This is a genomic window from Streptomyces sp. NPDC052016 (assembly GCF_044548445.1).
In the GTDB taxonomy this organism is placed as follows: domain Bacteria; phylum Actinomycetota; class Actinomycetes; order Streptomycetales; family Streptomycetaceae; genus Streptomyces.
The window spans coordinates 92194-114072 of sequence record NZ_JBIUBX010000028.1; the positions used below are offsets into that span (position 1 = coordinate 92194).

At 71.0% G+C, this 21879-nt stretch carries 13 protein-coding genes; 6 read left to right on the forward strand and 7 right to left on the reverse strand.

Annotated elements, in window-relative coordinates:
* Positions 1-35: 35 nt before the first annotated feature.
* Positions 36-566, forward strand: coding sequence for a DUF4232 domain-containing protein (locus ACIHAR_RS30880; RefSeq protein ID WP_400022735.1), 531 nt, complete (start codon positions 36-38; stop codon positions 564-566).
* Positions 567-678: 112 nt separating this feature from the next.
* On the opposite strand, the gene ACIHAR_RS30885 is transcribed toward ACIHAR_RS30880, so the two are convergent.
* Positions 679-1791, reverse strand: coding sequence for a DUF2786 domain-containing protein (locus tag ACIHAR_RS30885; RefSeq protein ID WP_400022736.1), 1113 nt, complete (start codon positions 1789-1791; stop codon positions 679-681).
* Between the two features lie 138 nt (positions 1792-1929).
* Here ACIHAR_RS30885 and ACIHAR_RS30890 point away from each other — a divergent pair, with 138 nt between their 5' ends.
* Positions 1930-2679, forward strand: coding sequence for a Clp protease N-terminal domain-containing protein (locus ACIHAR_RS30890; protein ID WP_365461633.1), 750 nt, complete (start codon positions 1930-1932; stop codon positions 2677-2679).
* A 551-nt stretch (positions 2680-3230) separates the two neighbouring features.
* Positions 3231-4970 carry a bifunctional 3'-5' exonuclease/DNA polymerase gene (locus tag ACIHAR_RS30895; protein ID WP_400022737.1) on the forward strand — a complete coding sequence of 580 codons (1740 nt, stop codon included), beginning with the start codon at positions 3231-3233 and terminating at the stop codon, positions 4968-4970.
* Here the strand turns inward: ACIHAR_RS30895 and ACIHAR_RS30900 are convergent, their stop codons facing one another.
* Both ACIHAR_RS30900 and ACIHAR_RS30905 read right to left on the reverse strand, forming a co-directional pair.
* Positions 4971-8402 (reverse strand): BTAD domain-containing putative transcriptional regulator, encoded by a 3432-nt coding sequence (locus ACIHAR_RS30900; protein ID WP_400022738.1) that lies wholly within the window; start codon positions 8400-8402, stop codon positions 4971-4973.
* Positions 8403-8680: 278 nt separating this feature from the next.
* Entirely contained in the window at positions 8681-9574 is an 894-nt protein-coding gene (locus tag ACIHAR_RS30905; protein ID WP_400022739.1) for a glycosyltransferase family 2 protein, read from the reverse strand.
* Between the two features lie 204 nt (positions 9575-9778).
* Between ACIHAR_RS30905 and ACIHAR_RS30910 the strand changes: the two genes are divergently transcribed.
* Positions 9779-10738: a D-2-hydroxyacid dehydrogenase family protein gene (locus ACIHAR_RS30910; protein WP_400022740.1), complete on the forward strand. Its 960-nt coding sequence runs from the start codon at positions 9779-9781 to the stop codon at positions 10736-10738.
* A 22-nt stretch (positions 10739-10760) separates the two neighbouring features.
* On the opposite strand, the gene ACIHAR_RS30915 is transcribed toward ACIHAR_RS30910, so the two are convergent.
* On the reverse strand, positions 10761-11123 hold the full coding sequence (locus tag ACIHAR_RS30915) for a hypothetical protein (protein WP_400022741.1): 363 nt from the start codon (positions 11121-11123) through the stop codon (positions 10761-10763).
* 33 nt (positions 11124-11156) lie between these two features.
* Positions 11157-11558, reverse strand: a complete 402-nt coding sequence (locus ACIHAR_RS30920; RefSeq protein WP_400022742.1) for an ATP-binding protein — start codon at positions 11556-11558, stop codon at positions 11157-11159.
* 203 nt (positions 11559-11761) lie between these two features.
* Between ACIHAR_RS30920 and ACIHAR_RS30925 the strand changes: the two genes are divergently transcribed.
* Both ACIHAR_RS30925 and ACIHAR_RS30930 read left to right on the forward strand, forming a co-directional pair.
* On the forward strand, positions 11762-12616 hold the full coding sequence (locus ACIHAR_RS30925) for a helix-turn-helix domain-containing protein (protein WP_400022743.1): 855 nt from the start codon (positions 11762-11764) through the stop codon (positions 12614-12616).
* An 8-nt stretch (positions 12617-12624) separates the two neighbouring features.
* Positions 12625-12840, forward strand: a complete 216-nt coding sequence (locus tag ACIHAR_RS30930) for a DUF397 domain-containing protein (protein WP_392005485.1) — start codon at positions 12625-12627, stop codon at positions 12838-12840.
* Between the two features lie 53 nt (positions 12841-12893).
* Here the strand turns inward: ACIHAR_RS30930 and ACIHAR_RS30935 are convergent, their stop codons facing one another.
* Both ACIHAR_RS30935 and ACIHAR_RS30940 read right to left on the reverse strand, forming a co-directional pair.
* Positions 12894-13418 (reverse strand): SUKH-4 family immunity protein, encoded by a 525-nt coding sequence (locus ACIHAR_RS30935; protein ID WP_400022744.1) that lies wholly within the window; start codon positions 13416-13418, stop codon positions 12894-12896.
* A gap of 108 nt (positions 13419-13526) precedes the next feature.
* Positions 13527-21752 carry a polymorphic toxin-type HINT domain-containing protein gene (locus ACIHAR_RS30940; protein WP_400022745.1) on the reverse strand — a complete coding sequence of 2742 codons (8226 nt, stop codon included), beginning with the start codon at positions 21750-21752 and terminating at the stop codon, positions 13527-13529.
* Positions 21753-21879: the final 127 nt, after the last annotated feature.

Here is a 21879-nt window from a genome sequence, read left to right on the forward strand (position 1 = left end):
TCCCAGCACCGTCACGTCATCCAAGGGACCCACACATGCGCGCCGTTCCGATCACCGTCACCGCCCTCGCCGCCGCCTGCCTCCTCACCGCCTGCGGTGGCGGGGACGACAGTTCCTCCGGCGGCGAGGAGAGCAAGGCCGTCTCCGGTCCCGCCTGCGCCGCCGCCGACCTGAGCATGGAGGTCGGCCCGGTCAACGCTGCCCCCGCCGCCGGGGACACCGGCAACGTCTCCGTCACCGTCACGAACAACGGCGCCCAGTGCACTCTGGAGGGCTTCCCCAAGGTCGAACTCGAGGCCGACGGCACGACCACGGCCGTCTCCCAGGACGAGGCCGCCGAGGCCCAGCAGCTGCCCCTCGCGGAGCAGGCCACCGCCTCCTTCACGATCACCTACGTCCGCGCCGAGGAGGGCGGTTCGCAGAGCCTCGCCGTGAAGACGGTGAAGTACGGGCTGCCGGGAGGCTCGGCCGACCAGAGCTTCCCGTGGTCGTACGGGGACGTGGCCCTGAAGGACGAGAAGACCCCGGACGCGTCCGTGAGCGCCTTCCAGCAGGCGGGGGACTGACCGCGGGGGCCGGTGGCCCACGCCTCGCCAGCCCGCGCCCGTCCCGTCGGACCGTCCCGTCGGACCGTCCGCGCGCTCCGACGAGCCGAGCCCTCGGGGGGCGCGGGTTGTGTCAGGGCAAGCGGGGGCGGGAGTTCACGCGGGCCCGGTTCGCCGCTTCCGCGCCCTCGGTCCAGCCCGCCTCGTCGGTGATGCCGCGCAGGCGGGTGGTGACGGTCTGCGGGAACATGCGGTCCGTCGCGGCCGTGACCGCCAGGTCGCGGGTGGCGAGGACCGGGAGCAGGTCGTCGGTGCGCTGGGTTTCGGCGGCGGTGGTCAGGCGGGTGCCGATGCGGTGGGCGTAGGCCGCGAGGAAGGACTGGCGGAAGCTCTTTGTCCGCTTGCGGCCTGCGGCTCGTTGGGCTGCCTCCGCCCTGGTCATGGCGGTCTGGGCCTGCACGAGGAGTGAGGTGTAGAGGAGCTCGACGGCCTCCAGGTCGGCCTCGAAGCCGACCACCGTGGAGAAGCAGAACGGCTCGTTCCACACCGCCCGGCAGTGGTTGGCGTCGGCGACCGCGTCCAGCAGCACCGCCTTGGCCTGCTCGTACGGCGGCTCGACGCCGATGCGGCAGGCGCCGGGGGCGTCCGGGGCGGGGGCGCGGGCGTCGAGCAGGGCCTCGTCGACACTGTGCCGGGCCATCAGCTCCTGCGCCTTCGCGGTGAGCGCCTCCGCCTCCTCCGGGTACCCCGTCGCCTCCGCCTTGGCGAGCAGCGCGCGGATGCGGGTGAGCGTGCGGGAGTCGGAGTGGGGCTGCCGCCCCCGCGGGGGCTCCTGGAGGGGGTCGAGGGCGGGCAGGCGGAGGAGCAGGCGGTAGAGCTCCAGGACCGTGGTGGCGTGCGAGAAGCGGTCGGTACGGGGCGGGGCCTCCGCCGTGAGCTCCTCCATCTGGGCCGCCCAGCGCCGGCCGCGCGGGCGATCCTGCCGCGCGTGGGCTCGGATGAGGGACGCGAGCAGCCGTACGTGCGCCTCGTCCAGGTCGCGCCGCACGAGCCGTACGACGTCCGCGGGCTGCCAGCCGCGCCGCCAGGCCACCGCCACGAACTCCTCACCCCGGCGTTCGAGCTCGGCGTCCGCCGAGGGGTCGGCGGCGAGGAGGGACGCGCCCGTGTCGAGGGCGGTGTCACCGGTCTCGTAGAGGGCGGCCCGGAAGGCGCGGTCGACGGTGGGAGACGTACTGCTGCTCATCCAGTGATGGTGACACGCGCGCGTGGCGTCGTTTCCGCTCAGGTCGGTGAGGTCGGCGTCCCCCACTGGGACGGGACGACCGGGCGGAAGTGTCAACTTTCGGTTGACGCTCCTTGGCTGTCAACCTATGGTTGACACATGACCTCAGGACAGGAACCCACGGCATCCATCCGTCTGGACGACCTCATCGACGCCATCAAGAAGGTCCATCCCGAGCCCCTCGACCAGCTCGAGGACGCGGTCATCGCGGCCGAGCACCTCGGGGACGTGGCAGACCACCTGATCGGCCACTTCGTCGACCAGGCCCGGCGCTCGGGCGCCTCCTGGACGGACATCGGCAGGAGCATGGGCGTGACCCGGCAGGCCGCGCAGAAGAGGTTCGTGCCGAAGGAGTCCGTCGACCTCGACCCGAGCCAGGGCTTCAGCCGGTACACCCCGCGCGCGCGGAACGTCGTCATGGCCGCCCACAACGAGGCGAAGACCGCCCGCACCCCCGAGGGGCTGCCCGTCCACCTGGTCCTCGGTCTGCTCGCCGAGCCGGAGGGCCTCGCGGCGAAGGCCCTCGCCGAGCAGGGCCTCTCCGCGGACGCGGTGCGCGAGGCGGCGACGGCCACCCTGCCGCCCGCCGCCGACGAGGTGCCCGAGCTCATCCCGTACGGCTCGGACGCCAAGAAGGTCCTGGAGCTCACCTTCCGCGAGGCCCTGCGCCTCGGCCACAACTACATCGGCACCGAGCACATCCTCCTGGCCCTCCTGGAGTTCGAGCACGGCCGGGGCGTTCTGAGCGACCTCGGTGTCGAGAAGGCCGAGGTCGAACGGTACGTCGAGAAGGCGCTGGCCCAGGTGCTGAAGGCACGCGAGCAGCAGGGGGAGGAGCAGGCGGGCTGAGCCGGGCGGCTGAGCCGGGCGGGCTGAGCCGGGCGCTGGGACGGGCGCTGGGACGGGCGCCAGGGCGGGGCTGCCCGGCCGGCCGAGCCACAGAGCTGCCCGGAGACCTGGGCAAGAGAGCGGGGGCGGTCGGGCTCAACCGGCGGGCCGGGACGGCGCGAGGAACCGGAGGGTGGGCCGGCGCGCTGAGCCGCCGAGGGGCGCGCCACCGGGGGGCGTCTCGTCGGCTAAGGGGCTGCCCGGTGCGCAGCACGTCCGTCGCCTCGTCCCGCACCGGCAGCCGCCCGCTGTCGGGGACCGGCGCACCGGACAGCCGAGCCGCAGGACCGCTGCCCGCAGAGCCGGGACGGAGGGCCGCGTCGGAGAGCCGGGGCGGCGGCCTGCCCCAGCAGGCCGGGGCGGCGGGAGGAGCCGGTGGGCCGGGGCGCTTCGCCGCCGAGAGGGTGCGCCACCGAGGGGTGCGCCACCGAGGGGCGCGCCACCGAGGGGTGCGCCACCGAGGGGCGTCCGTCGGACGGGCCGTTGTCAGACCCTCCTGCCACACTCGCAGCATGGCCGACCGGTGGGCGCTCACTCCGGCCGAGGGCGGTGGCGCGGAGCTCGTCGCCCTCGGTTCCGGCGGGCTGCCCGCGGGGCCGGTCCTGCGGGAGCCGGATCTGGTGGCGGCGGTGCGCGGACGGCCCGGTGTCGCGCGCTGGGTGTGGCGTTCGACGGCCGAGGTGTATCCGCGTCTGCTCGCCGCGGGGGTGCGAGTCGAGCGGTGCTACGACGTCGAGGACGCCGAAACCCTTCTCCTCGGCCACGAGGGGCGGTACGGCGAACCTCGTTCGGCCGCCGCCGCCCTGGCCCGGCTGCGCGGCGGCCCGGTGCCGCCGGACCCGCCGCAGCGCTCCGCCGCGCCCGGCGCGCAGTCCTCGCTGTTCGAGCCGGAGGACACCGGGCTGCCGCTCGCCGACCTCGTCTCCGTGTACGCCGAACAGCAGCGGCGCCACGAGCGGGCGGAGCACCCGGACCGGATGCGGCTGCTGACGGCGGCCGAGTCGGCGGGCATGCTGGTGGCCGCCGAGATGAACCGGGCCGGGCTGCCGTGGAGCGCCGACGTCCACCGCTCGGTCCTCCACGACCTGCTCGGCGAGCGGTACGCCGGCGGTGGCGAGCCCCGGCGGCTGGCCGAGCTCGCGGACGAGGTGTCGGCCGCCTTCGGGCGCCGGGTCAGGCCGGACCTGCCCGCCGACGTGATCAAGGCGTTCGCGCAGGCCGGGATCAGGATCAAGTCCACACGCCGCTGGGAGATCGAGTCGATCGACCATCCGGCCGTGAAGCCGCTGGTCGAGTACAAGAAGCTGTACCGCATCTGGGTCGCGCACGGCTGGTCCTGGCTCCAGGACTGGGTCCGCGAGGGCCGCTTCCGGCCCGAGTTCCTCGCGGGCGGGACGGTCACCGGGCGCTGGGTGACCAACGGCGGAGGCGCCCTGCAGATCCCCAAGGTGATCCGGCGGGCCGTGGTGGCCGACCCCGGCTGGCGGCTCGTCGTCGCCGACGCCGACCAGATGGAGCCGCGGGTGCTCGCGGCGATCTCCCGCGATCCCGGGCTGATGGAGGTGGCGGGCCGCGAGGCCGACCTCTACCAGTCCGTCTCCGACCGCGCCTTCTCCGGCGACCGCGCCCAGGCCAAGCTGGCCGTGCTCGGCGCGGTCTACGGCCAGACCTCCGGCGACGGCCTGAAGAACCTCGCTGCCCTGCGCCGCCGCTTCCCGCGCGCGGTGGCCTACGTCGACGACGCGGCGCGGGCCGGCGAGGAGGGGCGGCTCGTGCGGACCTGGCTGGGGCGGACCTGCCCGCCCGCGGCCGGGGCGACGGACGACGCGACGGAGGAGGCGGGAATCCCGTCCGGACCCTCTGGCCCTTCCGGCTCTCCCCTCGCCCTCGGCTCTTCCGGCCCCTCCGGGGACGACGAGGGTGAGGGCCGGTCGTGGGCGCCCGGCTACGCCTCCTCCGACGCCCGCGCCCGCGGCCGCTTCGCCCGCAACTTCGTCGTCCAGGGCAGCGCCGCCGACTGGGCGCTGCTGCTGCTCGCCGCGCTGCGCCGCACCTGCGCGGACATGGCGGCCGAACTGGTCTTCTTCCAGCACGACGAGGTGATCGTCCACTGTCCCGAGGAGGAGGCGGAGGCGGTCGTCGCCGCGATCCGGGAGGCGGCGGAACTGGCCGGGCGGCTGACGTTCGGCGAGACGCCGGTGCGGTTCCCGTTCACGACGGCCGTGGTGGAGTGCTATGCCGACGCCAAGTGATCACCCACCGCAGGGCTCGTGCTCGGTGAGCAGCTCCCCGAGCTCGCGGACCACCGCCTTCTCGTCCGTCCCGTCCAGAGCGTCCAGTGCCCGCCGCCACTCCTCCCGCGCCCGCCGCGGGCTCCCCCGCTCACGCAGCAGCAGCCCGTACTGGTGCCGGGCCAGTCCGCCCGTGTAGGTGTCGGCGCGGGCGTCGGCGCCGCACAGCAGCTCGGCGCACTCCCGCACCGCCTCCTCCGTATGCCCCAGCAAGCGCAGGGCGCGGACCAGGCCGAGCCGGGTCTGGGACTCGCCGTGCCAGTCGCCGTGGCCGCCGAGGATGCGCAGGCTCTTCTGGAAGTGCGGCAGGGCGGCGGCCGGTTCGCCCAGGGCGAGGTGGGCGTAACCGATGTTGCAGTGCGCCGAGTGCTGGACGAGGACGGCGCCGATCTCCTCCCCGATGGCGAGCGAGCGCCGGTGCTGATCGATGGCGGCACGCGGGTCGGTGTGTTCGTACAGGTTGCCGAGGTGGCTGTGGGTCACGGCCTCGCCGTGCGGGTCGTCGAGCTGGCGGGAGTACTCCAGGCTCTGCCGCAGCGCCTGTTCCGACTCCTCGTACCGGCCGAGGCCCTCCAGCAGCAGGCCACGGTTGTTCAGGCAGCGCCGGATCCAGGAGAGCCGGTCGAGCCGCCGCCAGATCGTCAGCGCACGGTCGTTGAGGGCGAGGGCGTCCTTCTGGCGGCCGGTCAGGAAGTGCAGACCCGCGAGGTCGCCCAGCGCGTAGGCCTCGGCCGCCTCGTCCCCGAGCCGCCGCGCCACCCGCAGGGCGGTGCGCCCGAGCACCTCCATCTCGGCGACGCGGCCACTGCGCTGGAGGTAGGGGAAGAGGAGGCGGAGAAAGGTGGAGAGGATGGGGTCGTTCTCGTCGTCTCCGGTGGCCCTCTCCCCCTCCCTGGTGGTCCTTTCGACGCTTCCGGCGGCCGCGTCGCCCCTTCCGGTGGCCGCGTCGCCCCTTCCGGTGGCCGCCCCTCCCATTCCGGTGACGGGCTCGCCGTCGCCCGTGCCCGTTTCGCCGTCGCCCGTGCCGGTCCCGACACCGCCGGCAATGCTGTCGACGTTCCCGAGGGCGCTCTCGGCGCTTCGGGTGCCGGTCCCGGCGCTTCCCGTGGCGCTCCCGGCGCTGCCGGTGACGCTCTCCACCAACGCGACGATGTTCTCCAGCTCGGTGTCGCCCCAGGCGAACGCCTCCTCGGGGCCGGCGAACGGCGGCAGCTCCGTCACCCGAGCCGCGTGGTCCGGCGGTTGCGCGGCGGTCGGGGCACGGCGGTCGTCCTGGTCGAGGCCCGGTTCGACGATCGCGGTGAGGGCGCGTTCGGCGACGGCGGCGTACCAGCACAGCGCGGTCGTGGTCGCGTGGTCGGCACGGTCGGCCGCAGCGAGTTCGCGGGCGAAGTCCCGTACGAGGTCGTGCGGGGTGTAGCGGCCGTACGCCGTCTCCTCCAGGAGGGCCACGTCGACGAGGCGGTCGAGGGCCGCCTCGGTGCGCCGTTCGCCGGTGCCGGTGAGTCGGGCGAGCAGCGGCGCACCGTACACGGGCAGGTCGAGGGCGCCGATGCGACGCAGGGCGAGGGCGGCGTCGCGGTCGGCCTCGCGGTCGGAGGCGGCGAGCGCGTCATGGGCGACGGCGAGCGAGCGGCGGACGCTCAGGTCGTCGTACTCCAGGTGGTGCAACCTGCCGCGTGTGGCGGCCAGTTGGTGCGCGAGGACGTCCGGGGTGAGGGCGTGGCGCGCGGCGAGCCGGGCGGCGACGACGCGCAGGGCGAGCGGGAGGCGACCGGTGAGGTGGACGAGGGGGTGGCGGGGGCCGAGGCCGTCCCGTCCGGACACCGCGCGCAGCAGGGCCGCACTGTCCTCGCCGGAGAGCGGGGCGAGCGGGAAGCGGTGGGCGCCGTCGAGGGCGGTGAGCGGGGAACGGCTGGTGACGATCACCGCGCAGCCCGGCCCGGCCGGCAGCAGCGGGCGTACCTGGGCGGCGTGCGCGGCGTCGTCCAGCACCAGGAGCGTGCGGGTCGGCGCCAGCAGGGTGCGCAGCAACGCGGCCGCGGCGTCCGGGTGTTCGGGGATGCGCCGGGGGTCGGTGCCGAGGTCGCGCAGGAGGGCGGTGAGGGCCTGACCGGCGGTGAGAGGGGTCATGCCGGGCGTGGCCCCGTGCAGGTTGAGGTAGAGCTGACCGTCAGGGAAACGTTCCTTCAACCCATGGGCCACCTGCAGGGCGAGGGCGCTCTTACCGACGCCGGCCATACCGCTGATGACGGCGAGGAGACCGTTCGGCGGATCGGCGGCGAGGGCGCCGTGCAGGCGGTGGTGGACGTCGTCGCGGCCGGTGAAGTGGGCCGGTGGCGGTGGCAGTTGGGCAGGACGGGACGCGGTCGCGGGTGGGGCGCCGGCCGAGGCGGGGCCGGTGTCGCTGGTGTGGGTGTCCGCGGTGTATTTGGTGTCCGCGGTGCCGGTGATCTCCATGGCGTCGCCGCTGTCAGCAGGGGAGGCGGTCTCCGTGGCATCGGCGCTCTGCCCGTTCGCGCCGGGCTCCGTCGCGCCGCCGCCGGCGCCCTCCTCCGTCGTCGGCCCCCGCAGCACCTCCACGTGCGCCTCGCGCACACCCGGCCCCGGTTCGATGCCCAGCTCCTCGACGAGGCGGGCCCGCAGGTCGCGGTGGACGGCGAGGGCCTCGGCCGGGCGGCCGGTGCGGTGCAGGGCGAGCATGAGCTGACGGTGGTACGCCTCGCGCAGCGGGTGTTCGGCGGCCAGGGCCGCGAGCTCCGGGACGAGACGGTCCAGCCGCCCGCCGCCCACGGCCAGTTCGGCGTCGTAGCGCCACTCCCACAGGAGCAGGCGCGACTCCGTCAGGCGCTGGGTGAAGGCGTATCCGCCCAGTTCGGCGGGGAGGTCGCCGAGCGGTGCGCCCCGCCACAGGGCGAGGGCGGCCGCGCACTCGCGCAGGAGGCGTTCCCAGTTGCGGGCGGCGTGCGCGCCGCGGGCCGCGGCCAGACGGCGTTCGAAGACGTGGACGTCGAGTTCGCCGTGCTCGACCCGAAGTCGGTAGCCGGGGGGCACCGCCCTGAGCCGTCGCGGATCGTCGAGCATCCGGCGCAGGCGGGTGACGTGATTGTGCAGCGAGGCGTGTGCGGAGGCCGGGGGTGCGCCGCCCCACAGCGCTTCCTTGAGCGACTCGACCGGGACGACCCGGCCGGCGTCGAGCAGCAGCGCGGCCAGGAGGGCGCGCACCTTCGGGCTGCGGATGGTCCGGTACGGGCGCTCGGCGCCGGACACTCCGTCCGTGCCGGCCCCGGCCCCCGTCACGGTCTCGGCCCCCGTCACGGCACCGGGGTCGGCCGCGGGGACGTACAGGACCGGCGGGCCGAGCAGTCCGAAACGCAGCTCGTACCGCCGCATCACGCCGACCTTCGCCCTTCCGCGCGCCCGTGTCTTCCCGCGTTCGCCGGGCGACTTCAGGCCAGGCGACCGGCGGTGACGCGGAGAACCATTGGCCATATGTTAGCGATTTGTTGGCGTGGCCTGATGTGATCACATCATCGGATCTGGCCCGACGGCGCGCGCGTCAACGCGTTGCTCGGGGGAGTGTCGCCGCCGCGGTCGGGTCCGGGGCGCGTGTGGGTCCCGGTCGGCGGAGGTGAACGGCCGGGGCTCGCGCCCGCGTCCACACCCCCGGCTCAGATGATCGGGGGCCTTCCCAGCCGGGTCAGCCGCCACACCGTGCGCCAGCGCATGGGCCGCCGGGGGCCGGCCGGCTTGCGCACCCCCTCCGCGAACCCGCCGAACCAGGCCTTCAGGCCGCCGAGCGAGCGCGTGCGCAGCAGCGTGACGAGGATCCACACCCCCAGGTGCACCGGGATGAGCGGCAGCGGCAGGTTGCGCCGGACCAGCCAGACCCGGTTGCGGGCGGTGACGCGGTAGTAGATGGCGTGCCGCGCGGGCGAGGTCTTGGGGTGCTGGAGCAGCAGCTCGGGCGCGTAGAGGATCTTCCAGCCGGCGTCCGTGGCACGCCAGGCCAGGTCGGTCTCCTCGTGCGCGAAGAAGAACTCGGCGGGCCAGTCGCCGGTCTCCGCGAGCATCTCCATGCGCAGGGCGTGGCCGCCGCCCAGGAAGCCGGTGACGTAGCCGCCCTGCATCGGGTCGGAGGCGCCGACGCGCGGCACGTGGCGGCGCTGGGTCTCGCCGTTCTCGTCGGCGATGCGGAAGCCGACGATGCCGAGGCGCGGGTCGGCGGCGTACAGATCGCGTACGCGGCGCAGGACGTCCGGGTCGACGAGCAGCCCGTCGTCGTCCAGTTCGACCACGACGTCGATGTCGCCGAACTCGCGCAGACGGGCGAGACCGACGTTGCGGCCGCCGGGGCAGCCGAGGTTCTTGTCCGTCTCGATGACGGTGACCTCGCCGGGCAGCGACAGCCGGCGGGCGAACTCGGGCAGCCGGCAGCCGTTGCCGACGATCACGATGCGGGCGGGCGCGACGTCCTGCTTGGCCACCGACTCCAGCAGGGCGTCGACCTCGGCAGGCCGGTTGCCCATCGTCACCACGGCAACGGCGATCCTCGGCTCCACCACGTCCCTCACTCCGTCCGGCCCGCGACGGCGGCCACGGCCCGTTCCCGTGGGGCCCGTCGTTCACCTAGATGTTGCCTCAGATGGGGAGGTTGCCTGGGCACTGCTTCACTTCGCGCCGAGTTTGCGGCGGTTTCGCCGACGAAGGCCAACCGGAGATGATCAGATGAGACGCCCGCCCGCATCCGCGCGCCCGGAGGACCCGCCATGCCCTTCCGCTGTGCCGTACTCGACGACTACCAGGACGTCGCGACGACGGTCGCCGAATGGTCGGTGCCGGGCGAGGAGCTGGAGGTCGTCTCCTTCACCGAGCACTTCGGGAGTGAGGACGAACTCGTCCCCGCTCTGGCCGGCTTCGACTGTGTCGTGACCCTGCGCGAGCGTGTCCCCTTCCCGGCCACCGTGCTGGACCGGCTGCCCCGGCTGCGCCTGCTGATCGCCTCCGGCATGCGCAACTCGGTGATCGACTACCCGGCGGCGAAGGCGAACGGCGTGACCGTGTGCGGAACGGAGAGCTCGTCGACCCCGCCGGTGGAGCTGACGTGGGCACTGTTGCTGGGCCTCGCGCGTGGGCTGGTCGAGGAGAACACCGCGCTGCGGGAGGGCGGGCCGTGGCAGTCGACGGTGGGCGCCGACCTGCACGGCCGGCGGCTCGGGTTGCTGGGCCTGGGGAAGATCGGCAGCCGGGTCGCCCGGGTGGGGCTCGCCTTCGGCATGGAGGTGAGCGCGTGGAGCCAGAACCTCACGGAGGAGCGGGCGGCGGAGGTCGGCGCGCGGCGCGCCTCCTCCAAGGAGGAACTGCTCTCCGTGAGCGACTTCGTCTCCGTCCACCTCGCGCTGAGCGAGCGGACGCGAGGCCTGATCGGGCCGGCTGAGCTGGCTCTCCTCAAACCGACGGCGTACCTGATCAACACCTCGCGGGCGGCGATCGTCGACCAGGACGCGCTGCTGGCGGCGCTGCGGGAGAGTCGGATCGCGGGGGCGGGGGTCGACGTCTTCGACGTGGAGCCGCTGCCGGCCGACCATCCGATGCGAACGGCTCCACGACTGCTGGCGACTCCACACCTGGGGTACGTGTCGCGCGCGAACTACGAGCGGTACTACGGGCAGGCGGTAGAGGGGATCCGGGCGTATCTGGCGGGGGCGCCGGTGCGGGTGCTGGGCTGAGGGGCCGAGCACCCCGAGGTCCTCAGGGCTGGAAGAGGTGTTCCGGGTCTGTGACGTGGTAGGCGCGTTCACGCCAGAGCCGGAGCTGCGCCAGGTCTTCGGTTTCCCGCACCTTCTTGAAGACTGAAGCGGGCACCTCGATCCTCCGCCAGAAGAAGAGCCGGAGAATCACCGACTGCTCCAGACGCGCACGGAAGCTTTCCTCGTAGCCCTCCCTGAAGGCCTTTTCCGCCCGTTCGAGCCACATCTGGCGCATCCAGTCCTGCCAGATGTACTCGGGCAGCCGCCAGGGAACCCGCCGGTCTTCTTGGGCATCGGCGGCGACGTCATGTCCCTCCACATCTGCCGGACCTCGGTGCAGCGCCTCGTGCGACGAGCCGACCATCGGCTCCCCTTTCTGTCCGACGTCAACAATGAGCTACGCCGCCGGGAGTTCGCACCACACCAGCTTGCCGCGGCGCCCAAGGCGGGACAGCGGATGCCAGCCCCACACGTCGGCGCAGGCACGCACGAGGGCGAAGCCGCGCCCGCTCTCGGCGTCGGCCAGCTCCTCGAACTTGCCCGGCGGTTCGGGCGGTTCGGGGTCGGCATCCCAGGCGCCGATCTGCAGGACGCCGTCCCGGTGGCAGACGCGGAGGCAGGCGGGGCCCTTGGTGTGCAGTACGGCGTTGGAGACCAGCTCCGAGGCCAGCAGCTCTGCGGTGTCGGCGAGGTGGGCCAGGCCGTGGAGGGTGAGGATCAGGCGGAGGGTGCGGCGGGAGACGGTGACGGCTCTGGGGTCGGTAGGGATGTAGAGGGAGTACTCCCAGGGCTCGGACATGACGGAACTCCGTTCGGTGTGGGTGATTGAGGGCGCGGTGGCAGTGCCGCAGCCGTCGTGGCTGGACGGGGTGGTGCGCTTCCGCAGAGTGAGCGTTGCGCCACCGACGGTACGAGTAAAATTTGGGACGCCGCAAGCCGTTGCCGTAATCTGCCCCTCGAAAGGGTCACTTGTGCAGCGCAGTTGGCGACGAGGAGGCAGCGATGCCACGCAGGCGGCAGCCCACGGCACGCCAGGAACGTTTGGGTGCTGAACTGCGAAAACTTCGCGAGGCTGCCGGTCTGAAGGCGCGTGAAGCAGCCGCCTTGATCGGATCCGACTCGGCGCAGATGAGCCAGATGGAAGCCGGAACCGCCGGGGTGAGCGAGGAGCGTCTACGCAGCCTCGCCGCCCATTACTCCTGCGAGGACGAGGAGTTGATCGAGGCGCTGACCGTAATGGCGACCGACCGCACTCGGGGCTGGTGGGAGGAGTACCGGGGCAAGCTGCCCACTCCGTTCCTGGACATCGCCGAGCTGGAGCATCATGCGACCTACCGGCTGGACGTGGAGTTCCTGAACATCCCAGGCCTTCTTCAGACGGAGGACTACGCCCGCGGTGTCTTCTCGTACCGAGTTCCTGAGCTGCCGCGCTCGGAGATCGAGTTGCGAGTACAGCACCGTGTGAAGCGAAGGGAGGTCATCGAGGGGCCGACGCCCATCCCCTACGAAGCTGTGATCCATGAGGCCGCGCTGCGCATCAGAGTCGGGGACCGAGCCGCCATGCGCGCTCAGCTCACCCGTGCCATGGAACTCTCCGCGGCAGACCACCTCACCGTACGGGTCATCCCCTTCGACCTGGACGGCTTCGGTGGAGCATGGGCCACGATGATGTATGCGGGTGGTGCGGTGCCCAAGTTGGACACGGTCGTACGTGACGCGGGGGCCAACGGGACAGCGTTCGTCGATTCCGCATCCCAACTGGGAGCCTTTCGAACGCTCTTCCGTAAGATCGAGGCCGTGTCACTCGAACCTGAGCGTTCGCGTGACTTCATCCACCGACTCGCAAAGGAACTGTGAGGCGCGCCATGTCCCGTCCCGACAGCTGGCAGAAGTCATCCTTCTCCGGTGGAGGTGACGGCTCCAACTGCCTCGAACTCGCCGCCACCCCCACGACCCTCCACCTCCGCGAGAGCGACACCCCGGCCACGGTCCTCACGACCACGCCGGCGACCGTCGCCCACCTCCTCGCAGGCATACGCACGGAAGCCGTGACCACGCCCACCCCCTGCGAAGCAGTCTGACCTCTGCTGCAACGCGAGCAACATGCAGACAGGCATGCCCAGGGAACCCACCATCAGAGCGGCCCCAACACGCCCAACTCAACTTCGTCGAAGACGTTCGACCACCACGTCTCCTCGTCGGAGAATGCCGCTCCATCCACCCTCTCCAGGGATTCCTTCAAGCGCATCCCCTCCTCAATAACGGCATCTTCGTCCACATCACCTGAAGAATCGACCGGGGCGGGATTCGACACGAATCCGTTCCATGCACTCATGAACGCGAAGAAGTGATCCAGCCTTGCGTTCACAAAGCGCAGCTCATCCCCCTCCGGCCCCTGGATAAACACCTCTCCCGCCTCCGAGAGGAGGTATCGCCCAGCAATATCCTCCTCATTTGCACCCAGCGTGAGGTGCGTCAGCCCATGCACCTCGACCGGAGCAAGCATGACGGACGGATCTGTATAGAACATCCCCTCAACGGCACTAGGAAGCGCGGAATCTTTCAGGACCGCCATAAGTGCATCGGAGATGTCACGAATACGGCTGGCGTCAACAGCCCTGACGACGTCGCCGACCGTTGCAAGATTACCTTGACCCATAGCGCGGACTCTATCATCCAGGCCGCCAAACGCCAGTGAAGCCGGACCAGCGAGGTGGCGTTTTCACCTCGTCGGTCCGGCTTCCCCTCACTCAGGAAGGATGCGGAGTCAGTCGAAGACCCCTCTCCTGATTTTTGTCAACCCCCGTTTGAGCGCATTGATTCCTGATCGTCGCGACGCAGAGGTGGCGCCATATTCAAAGCTGTGCGTCACCGAGGCGTTCGTGAACTGATTCAAGAAGACAGTGCAGTATCCGTAGGTGCAGGGCTCAAGCTCTGTGTACACGCGCGTGACGGAGCCAGCATCCACACCCAGCGCCTGAAGCTGATCCCAGGCCTTCCTCTCGGCATGCTTCGGCCCACTTCTTGTCACGACCGTCTGCAAATCTCCGTTGCCGTCCTTGTATTCCCAGACGGAGACATTGCGCGCACTTCTCGTCCAGCCATTCGCCTTTCGGGCGTCAATTGCCATCATGCTCAGATCTGTCGATCCGTAATCAACCTGACAGCTGTTGACGTTGTGTACCAGGACCGGAGTGGCCCCCGCCAGCACGTAGTACGTGTGCAGCATGCTGACGGTGAGGTTGTGCACCGTCGCATCCGGCGCCGTCCAACGCTTGACCGCCGTGATCTGCACGAGCGTGCCGGCGCTGGTGCGCAGCCATTCGCCCGACTTGAGGTCGGTTGCGTCGATCCAGTCGCCGAGTTCCGGGACCCAGAAGGGGTGCTTGTCCGTCGCAGTGACCTCGGCGGTCTTCGAGCCCTTCTTGCCGTCGGTGTCGATGGTGACCTTGACCAGATGCTTGACGCCCTTGCCCAGAATCTCGGCAGTGACCGTCTCCGCCGCGGTCTCGCCCGTCTCCGGGTCGGTCGCCAGGACCTTGTCACCGGCCTTGACGTCCTTGATCTGCTTGGCGGTGCCGTCGGCCATCAGGACCTTGGTTTCCGGCGTGAAGCTGTTACAGGTGGCTCCTTCTCCACCCGCATCACCGCCGGACCCACCGTCTCCGCCCGAGTCCTCCTTACCGGACCCGTTCCGCGAGCCGCCGGACTTGTTCTCGGCCTTGCCGCCGCCCTTCGTGCCCTTGGACTGGGCCTGGGTCTGGGCCTTGACCTGGACCGGGTTGCCTCTGGCGCCCTTGGAGCCGGTGTGGGCCTTCTTCTTGGCTGCCTCGGCCGCTGCCTTGGCCGCCGCGCGTGCCTTGCGTTTGGCCTCGGCGGCAGCCGCCTCCGCGGCCTTCTTGGCCTTGATCAGCGCCGCCTTGGCCGCCTTCGCGGCCTTGATACCGATCTCGGCGGCCTTCTTCGCCGCGCGGAACGCCTTCACCGCGCCCAGGGTCGCCTTGAAGGCGCCCCACATCTTCTTGCCCTTGGAGAAGACGGCGGTCCACGGGATGGCGTCCATCAGGAGGCTGCCGCAGGCCCACAGGTCGCCCTGGGAGAAGCAGCCGACGACGTCGTTCCAGCCGATGAACTCCTTGAACACGGCCCAGCCGGTCGCGAGGATCACGTCGCCGATGGAGCGGTTCAGGGTCTTCTGGTACTCGGCGATCTTCTTGTCCAGCGCGGCGATCGAGGCGTCGAAGCTGGATGCCGAGGACGTCAGACCACTCGGGTCCGCGTGCGTCACGGGGTTGTTGTTGGCGTACGAGTAGCCGTTCGCCTGCAGAGGGTCGCTCTGGTCGAGGACCGGGTCCGCCGAGATGAAGCGGCCCGTACCCGGGTCGTACTCGCGGGCGCCCAGGTGGGTCAGACCCGTCTCGGCGTCGTCGTCACCCGTGTGGAAGCCGGTGTGCGAGCGCGGGCCCAGGTTCGTGGCGCGGTCCTCGCCCCAGGGGTCCTTCTTCGCCACCCGGACGGCCATGCCGCCTTCCAGACGGACCTCCGCCACCGGGGTGCCGTTGAGGTCGGTCGCCTGGGCGAACACCTGCTCGTTCGTTCCGGTCGAGCTCAGCTCGCGGTAGCGGGTGACCGCCGGTCCGCCGATGCCCGCGTAGCTGCGCTCCGCGTAGCGGACCTTGCCCGTGAGGCTCATCGAGACCTTGGTGTCGGGCAGGTTCAGCACCGCGCCGTTGGCCGTGCGCTCCAGCAGGCGGTTGCCCATGGCGTCGTAGACGTACGTCGTCTTCGCGGAGGGCTTCCACAGCTGGGTGGCGACGGTCGAGTTGCAGGCCGCGAGGGTCAGGTCGGTGCTGACCGTGGCGGTGGGCACCGACAGGCACAGGGTGGACTTGACGTGCTGGATCTGGCCGGTGGGCAGCGTCTTCCAGGTCTGCGTGTCCGAAGCGGTGTTGCAGGTCTGGATGAGGACGGCCGAGCCGGCGGCGGTGCTGGTGGGCTCGGCGCAGCGGCCCGCCACCTTGAACTGTCCGACGCCCGCGGTGTCGACCGTGCCGTTGTTGTCGGCGTCGGTGCCCTGGATGCTGAGGTTCTGCGCCTTGCTGCCGTTGCACGCCCAGACCTGCAGGGCGGTGCCCGGGGTCGTGTTCGAGCTGCTCAGGTCGATGCACAGTTCGTTCGCGCCGACCCAGGCCCCGGAACCGTCCGCGCCGAAGCCGGTGACGGATTCGACCTTGCCGTCCCAGGTCCAGGTCAGGGTCTGGGCCGTGTCACCGCCGGTGGAGCGGTTCTCCAGCTCGCCCGCGGCGTCGTAGGTCTGCGTCGATCGCGTCGTGACCGTCGCGCCCGCCGCCGTCGTCGACGTCGTCGTGTACGAGGTCAGCGTGTGCGGCTGGTCGTTCTTCGCCGTGTCGCTGGTGCCGTAGGCGTAGTCGGTGACGACGTCGCCCTTGGTGTCGCGCACGCCGGACGTGAAGGTCGGGTCGGCCTTGTGCGCCGTCTTCTTGACCCGGTTGCCGAGGACGTCGTAGTCGTACGACTGCCAGTAACCGGAGTTGTTGGAGGAGACGTTGACCTTGCCGTCGGAGTAGACCGGCTCGGCGGTGGTCTTGCCCGTGGCGACGCAGGCGCCGCCGCCCGGCGTCGTCCAGGCCTCCTTCAGCTGGCCCAGCACGTCGTACTTGAAGCACTGCTGGTCGGTCGCCGAGCCCGTCTTGTCCTTGACGGACAGGACGTTGCCCGACGGGTCGTACGCGTAGGCGCGGGTGCTCACATAGTTGTCGGGGACGAGCGTCTTGTCGGTCGCGTCCTCCCGGACGAGCCTGCTGGTGAGGAGCTCACCGGTCGACTCGTTGAAGGTGTTCTCCTGCCACAGGCGGTGGCCCTGCTCGCCGACGGTGGAGCGGAGCACCTGGCCGTAGGGCGAGTAGGCGACCTCGGAGGTGTACCAGTCCTGGCCGGAGACCGAGGTCGGCAGGCCGGCCTGGTTGTACCGGGTGACCACGGCCTCGGCGCTGAGGCCGCCGGCCGCCGGCGTCGTGTACTTCTCCAGCTGGCCGTCGTCGTTGTAGTCGTACGTGTAGGTGTACTGGGTGGCGAAGCCGTCGGCGGTGAGGCCCGCGGTGGAGCCGGGCGGCAGGGCCGTGGTCATCGCCGTGGGCTGGTAGTCGGCCGTGTAGCCGGCGATGGAGGTGGTGTACGCCTTGCCGTCGGTGTAGCGGGTCGCTGAGGCGAGCTGGCCCTTGCCGCCGGTCGCACCGTCGTAGACGTACGACTGGGCGAGGGTGGCCGTGGTCGAGCCCTTCGGGGTGACCTTGACCTGCTCGACGCGGTTCAGGCGCTCGTAGGTGTACGAGACGGTCTGGCCGCGGGCGTCGGTGGCCTTGGACACGCGGCCGAACGCGTCGTAGTCGGTGTGCGTGGCGCCCGTGTCCGGGTCGGTGGTGTCGGTGACCCGGCCCAGCGCGTCGTACTTCCACGTGCGGGTGTGGCCGACGTCGTCGGTGCTGGTCACCATGTCGCCGCGGAGGTCGTACGCGTAGGTCGTGCTGATCGCACCGGCCTCGGTCAGCGAGGTGTCGCTGAAGGTGTCCTGGCGGACCGTGCGGCCCAGCGCGTCCGTCCACACCCGGGAGGCGGGCGTGCCCTTCGGCTGGCGGATGACGGTGTAGTCGAGGGCGTACTCGTAGCGGGTGCGGCGGTCGGTGCTGACGTGCGCCACCGAGCCGTCGCTCTTGTAGTACGTCTCACCGGTCTGCGCGAAGGAGCTGTGCACCGGCGTCACCGTGAGCACCCGGCCCAGGCCGTCGTACGTGTACGAGGTGGCGTTGGGGACGAGCGACTCGGAGGCGGGGACGACCAGGTCGGTGCCCGGGTCGCCCTCCATGTAGTAGGCGTTGCGGGTGTAGCGCACCTGACCGGCGGCGTTGTGCAGGGTGTCGGTGATCAGGCGTCCGCCGCCGACCGCCGGGGTCTGGCTCTGCCGCTCGCGGCCCAGGCCGTCGTAGATCGTGGTGGAGCTGTCGTACACGCCGTCGCCGGCGGCGGTGCTCGGGTTCTCCGACAGCGACTCCGTGACCACGGACACCGGCTTCTGCGGGTCCGTGTTGTAGGTGTACTTGACGGTCGGGTCGTCCGTGGCCGTCTGGGTCGCGTCCCAGGCGGCGACGGCGCGGCCGAGCGGGTCGTAGTCGTACGTGGTGACGCGGTTGTTGGCGTCGGTCGCCTTGATGGTGGTGCCGCGGCCGGGCTCGAGGGTGGTGATCTCGGTGAAGCCGGTCTCCACACCGTCGACGACCTTGCTGCCGGTGACCGTGTCGATCCGGTAGACCTGGCCACTGCTTGGCGTGTACTTGGTCAGGTTGGTCACGCCCGTCGGGTCCGTGACCTTGACGACGCGGCCGGTGTCGTCGTACTCGGTGCGCGACTCGGGGTTGGTCGTCTCCCAGCCCGTGCCGGCGCCGGTCGGCGCCTCCGTCCTGGTCACCAGGCCCTTGGTGGGCGTGGCGGTGTGCGAGGTGGCGCCGTCGTAGTACATGCGCGAGGCGCTGACCAGGGTCGAGCCCGTCGAGCTGGAGAGGTCGGCGGAGCAGGCGCTGGTGCCGGTGGTGGTGACGGTCCGGGCGACCAGGCCGATGAGGTGGTTCGTACCCGATGTGTTGTGCACGTACGAGGTCGCGGTGCACGACTCGTCGCCGGTGGCGGCCACGTCGCCGTACTCGCGGACCACGGTCGGCAGACCGTACGTGGCGTCGTAGTCGGTCTCCGTGGTGACCGTGCGCAGGGTCGCGCCGTCCGCGCCCTTGCCGGAGGCCTTGGTGATGGTCGAGGTCTTGCCGAGCGTGACGCGCTCGGAGACGACGTCCGGGCCGTCGGTCCGGTTGCGGGTGGCCAGACGGACCGGCGTGTCCGGGATGTTGATCGTGCGGGATATCCAGCCGGTGGCCGTGTCGGCGCTCGCGTCGGGGTAGGTCAGCGACTCGGCGACCATGCCGGCGTAGGCCTTCAGGTCGGCCTTGAGCGTCGCTCCCGTGATGTCGGTCATCGTGACGGAGCGCTTGACGTCGTCGGACGCCGTGCCCGGGGTGTCGTCGGCGAGGACGTCGTCGCTCATGCCGCGGAAGTAGCGGGTGACCGACTTGGAGGCCGTGCTGCCGTCGACGGCGTCGGTGCTGCCGGTGGTCGTGGTGACGGTCGGGAAGCCGCGGAAGTCGTCCCATGTGCGCTTCTTCGGGCGGGAGAACTCCGACTGGCTCTTCGCCCACAGCGCGCCGTCGACGGCGTCGCTGTCGGTGGAGTACTCGTACGTCGTCACGATGTCCTGGGCGTCGGCGAGACGCGGGAACTCGGTGATCTTCGCGACGACGTACTTGTGGAACCAGGAGATGCGCTTGTCCTCCAGCTCACCGTCGGCGTGCCAGTACGCCGGGTAGCAGAGGGAGTGGTTCTTGTCGATGGCCGGGCGCTCGGCGCCGGTGAGGCACTTGCCCTCGGGGGCCTTGTAGTCGACGTGCGTGCGGCCGCCGTACTCGGAGACGACGTCCTGGATGCGCAGCCGGGCGAACAGCGGGCTGGTGTCGGAGGCGCTGGTCTTGACGCGGTTCGGCAGCGCCGTCTCGTTGTGGCCGAAGGAGATCGGGTTGAGGCGGTCGGTGGAGCCGTCCACCGCGTAGCCGGTGCGGGTGATGGACTCCAGCCACAGGGCGGTGTACTCGCCCGTCAGGTTCCAGGGGAAGGACTGCTTGAGCGTCCAGGAGTCCACCTTCGACAGCAGCGTCGTGGTGGCCGAGTCGCCGTCCACGCCGCAGGCGTTGCGCTGGCCCGTCTCGTTGCCGTCGGCGTCGGAGGAGTACTCGGTCAGCCGCACGCCCTGCTCGCGCTGGGTGCAGGCGTCGACCGAGGCCAGGCGCTTGCGCGACCAGAAGGTCGGGCCGTAGGTGGTGCACTTCTTGCCGCTGACGCAGGCGAGGTCGGCGGGGGTGTCGAACCAGGGGCGGGTGCGGTCGGACTGCTTGGAGTCGAAGTTGGCGTTGGTGCACGCGACGTTGAGGGCCGGGTCGTCGAAGCAGCGCTCCTTGGCGTTGAACTTCATCCGGCCGAGGGGCTCTTCGGAGAAGAGGGTGCCTTCCCGCTGCCCGTAGTCGATGTGGGTGAGGTAGCCGCCCCGGTCGTAGGAGACCGCGCTGGCCTCCTTCATGTTCCGGGCGTAGGCGTTCTTCTCCTTCTCCCACCACAGCGTCATCGCGTTGCCGGTGGTGTCGACCACGTAGTCGAGCTGGAAGCGCCAGCCCTGGTTGCAGAAGGAGTCCGCGAACTTGGGCTGGTAGCAGGGGTCGCTGTCGTGGTTGCCGGCGACCGGCACGTTCAGCACCGAGTTGGTCTCGTCCTTGCCGGACGACCAGCCGGGCAGCCGGTTGAGGCCGAAGTAGTACTGGGTGCCGTCGTCGGTGGTGACGCGCCAGAACTCGCCGTTGTTGTCACCGTTGTTGGAGCTGTGGGTGACGTCGCTGCCGACGACGCTCTTGTAGTCGGCCTCGGTCAGCAGCTCGACCCGCATGTTTTCGCCGCGGGCGCCCTTCCATTCCTTGGTGGTGTCGTCGCGCACCAGCTCGGTGGTGGTCCCGTTGAGGGAGAGGACCGCGTTGGACGAGCCCCAGCACTGGTCGCCGGTGAAGTGGCCCTTGTTGTTGGCGTCGGCCGTGTCGGCCGCGCAGCCCACGAAGGTGCGGGTGATGGAGCCGGGGTTGTAGTCCCAGCCCTCGCCCACCCAGGAGACCTGGTTGTTGGTGGAGGACGTACGGCCGTCGGAGGTCTGCGAGCTGTAGCTGAGGGTGACGTTGGGCGTCGGGCCCGAGGGGACCTGGGGCCCGGCCATCGTGTACGAGTACGTGAAGGCGCCGGAGGAGCCGCCGGCCGTCCAGGAACCCGCCGAGACGATCGGGCTGGCGCCGAAGTCGCCGCCCGCGCCGGCGCCGTAGGAGCTGCCGACGAGGAGGCCGCCGCCGGAGGCGTCGGCGATCTGCTGCACGGCGTCGGCGGCCCGGCCGTCGCGCCAGACCGCGGAGCTCACCGTGGAGTCGTTCCCGGTGCTCGCGGCGGTGTTCGCGGTCGCGGTGGACGCGGTGGCGGAGACCGCCTGGAGGGCGGCGGTGTCCAGGGTGACGTTGACCAGGGTCTCCGGGACCTGCGCGGTGGCGTCCGTGGACTCCGTGACCTCGTCGGTCGCGGTGTCCTCACCGGGGTCCGCCTCGGAGCCCGAGGAGTCGCCGGCGTCCAGCGGCACGGTGACGGTGTCACCGGTGCGCTCGACGTCGGTGGTCACCGGGATGCCCGTGGAGCACTCCTCCACCTCGGGGGTGGTGGCGTAGCAGGACGGCATCAGGGTGAAGGAGAGCCGGTCCAGCCACTGGGCGCTGTAGGTCTCGGCGAGCTTGGTGGCGTCGATGGAGACGACCGCGTCACCGGTGGCGGTGTCCGGCGCGTCGACGGCGAGCATGAGGCCCTGCGCGCCGTTGGCGACGGCCTCGTCCTCGGGGGACGCGGCGATCGACCACTGGCCCTCGAGGGCGTCGACCTGCTCGGGCGTCGCCCCGTCCGGCGCGCCGACGCCGATGCTCAGGGTGCCGTCGGCCGACGCGGCGACCTCGGTCGTGGCGCCCGCGGTGAGGTTGTCGACGGCCTTGGTGCCGGTGACCCCGGGCACCTCGGCGACGGCCGCCGGCGTGTAGGCCTTCTCCGGCTCGGTCGAGGCCTCGCCCGCGAGCTCTTCGAGCTTGTCGGTCTTCTCGGCGTCGACCGGGACGGCGTCCGTCTCCTGCAGGTCGGCGAGCTCGACCGCCGTACGGGGGTCGCTGGGCCCGAAGGCCATCGCGCCGGGCAGCAGGGTGACATTGAGGGCAAGGACCAGACCGGCGACGACACCGGTCCGAGTTCTACGACGGATCAGGCGCTCCCGCGGCGTTCTCGCCAGCGAACCCCTGCCGCACCAAGACAACACCCCACGCACGGCCAATCGACCCTTTCCGAGTCACAAACCATCAGAGACGCGCAGACCGATGGCACATGGTGATCACACGATGATCAACGACTTACAACTGGGCACGAAATAAAGGCCCTGTGAAGAT

Coding starts and splice junctions, on each gene's coding strand:
- ACIHAR_RS30900 (WP_400022738.1), bottom strand. CDS start 8,402: ATGCGGCGGTACGAGCTGCGTTTCGGACTGCTCGGCCCGCCGGTCCTG.
- ACIHAR_RS30885 (WP_400022736.1), bottom strand. CDS start 1,791: ATGAGCAGCAGTACGTCTCCCACCGTCGACCGCGCCTTCCGGGCCGCC.
- ACIHAR_RS30895 (WP_400022737.1), top strand. CDS start 3,231: ATGGCCGACCGGTGGGCGCTCACTCCGGCCGAGGGCGGTGGCGCGGAG.
- ACIHAR_RS30935 (WP_400022744.1), bottom strand. CDS start 13,418: ATGGGTCAAGGTAATCTTGCAACGGTCGGCGACGTCGTCAGGGCTGTT.
- ACIHAR_RS30930 (WP_392005485.1), top strand. CDS start 12,625: ATGTCCCGTCCCGACAGCTGGCAGAAGTCATCCTTCTCCGGTGGAGGT.
- ACIHAR_RS30890 (WP_365461633.1), top strand. CDS start 1,930: ATGACCTCAGGACAGGAACCCACGGCATCCATCCGTCTGGACGACCTC.
- ACIHAR_RS30915 (WP_400022741.1), bottom strand. CDS start 11,123: ATGGTCGGCTCGTCGCACGAGGCGCTGCACCGAGGTCCGGCAGATGTG.
- ACIHAR_RS30910 (WP_400022740.1), top strand. CDS start 9,779: ATGCCCTTCCGCTGTGCCGTACTCGACGACTACCAGGACGTCGCGACG.
- ACIHAR_RS30925 (WP_400022743.1), top strand. CDS start 11,762: ATGCCACGCAGGCGGCAGCCCACGGCACGCCAGGAACGTTTGGGTGCT.
- ACIHAR_RS30880 (WP_400022735.1), top strand. CDS start 36: ATGCGCGCCGTTCCGATCACCGTCACCGCCCTCGCCGCCGCCTGCCTC.
- ACIHAR_RS30920 (WP_400022742.1), bottom strand. CDS start 11,558: ATGTCCGAGCCCTGGGAGTACTCCCTCTACATCCCTACCGACCCCAGA.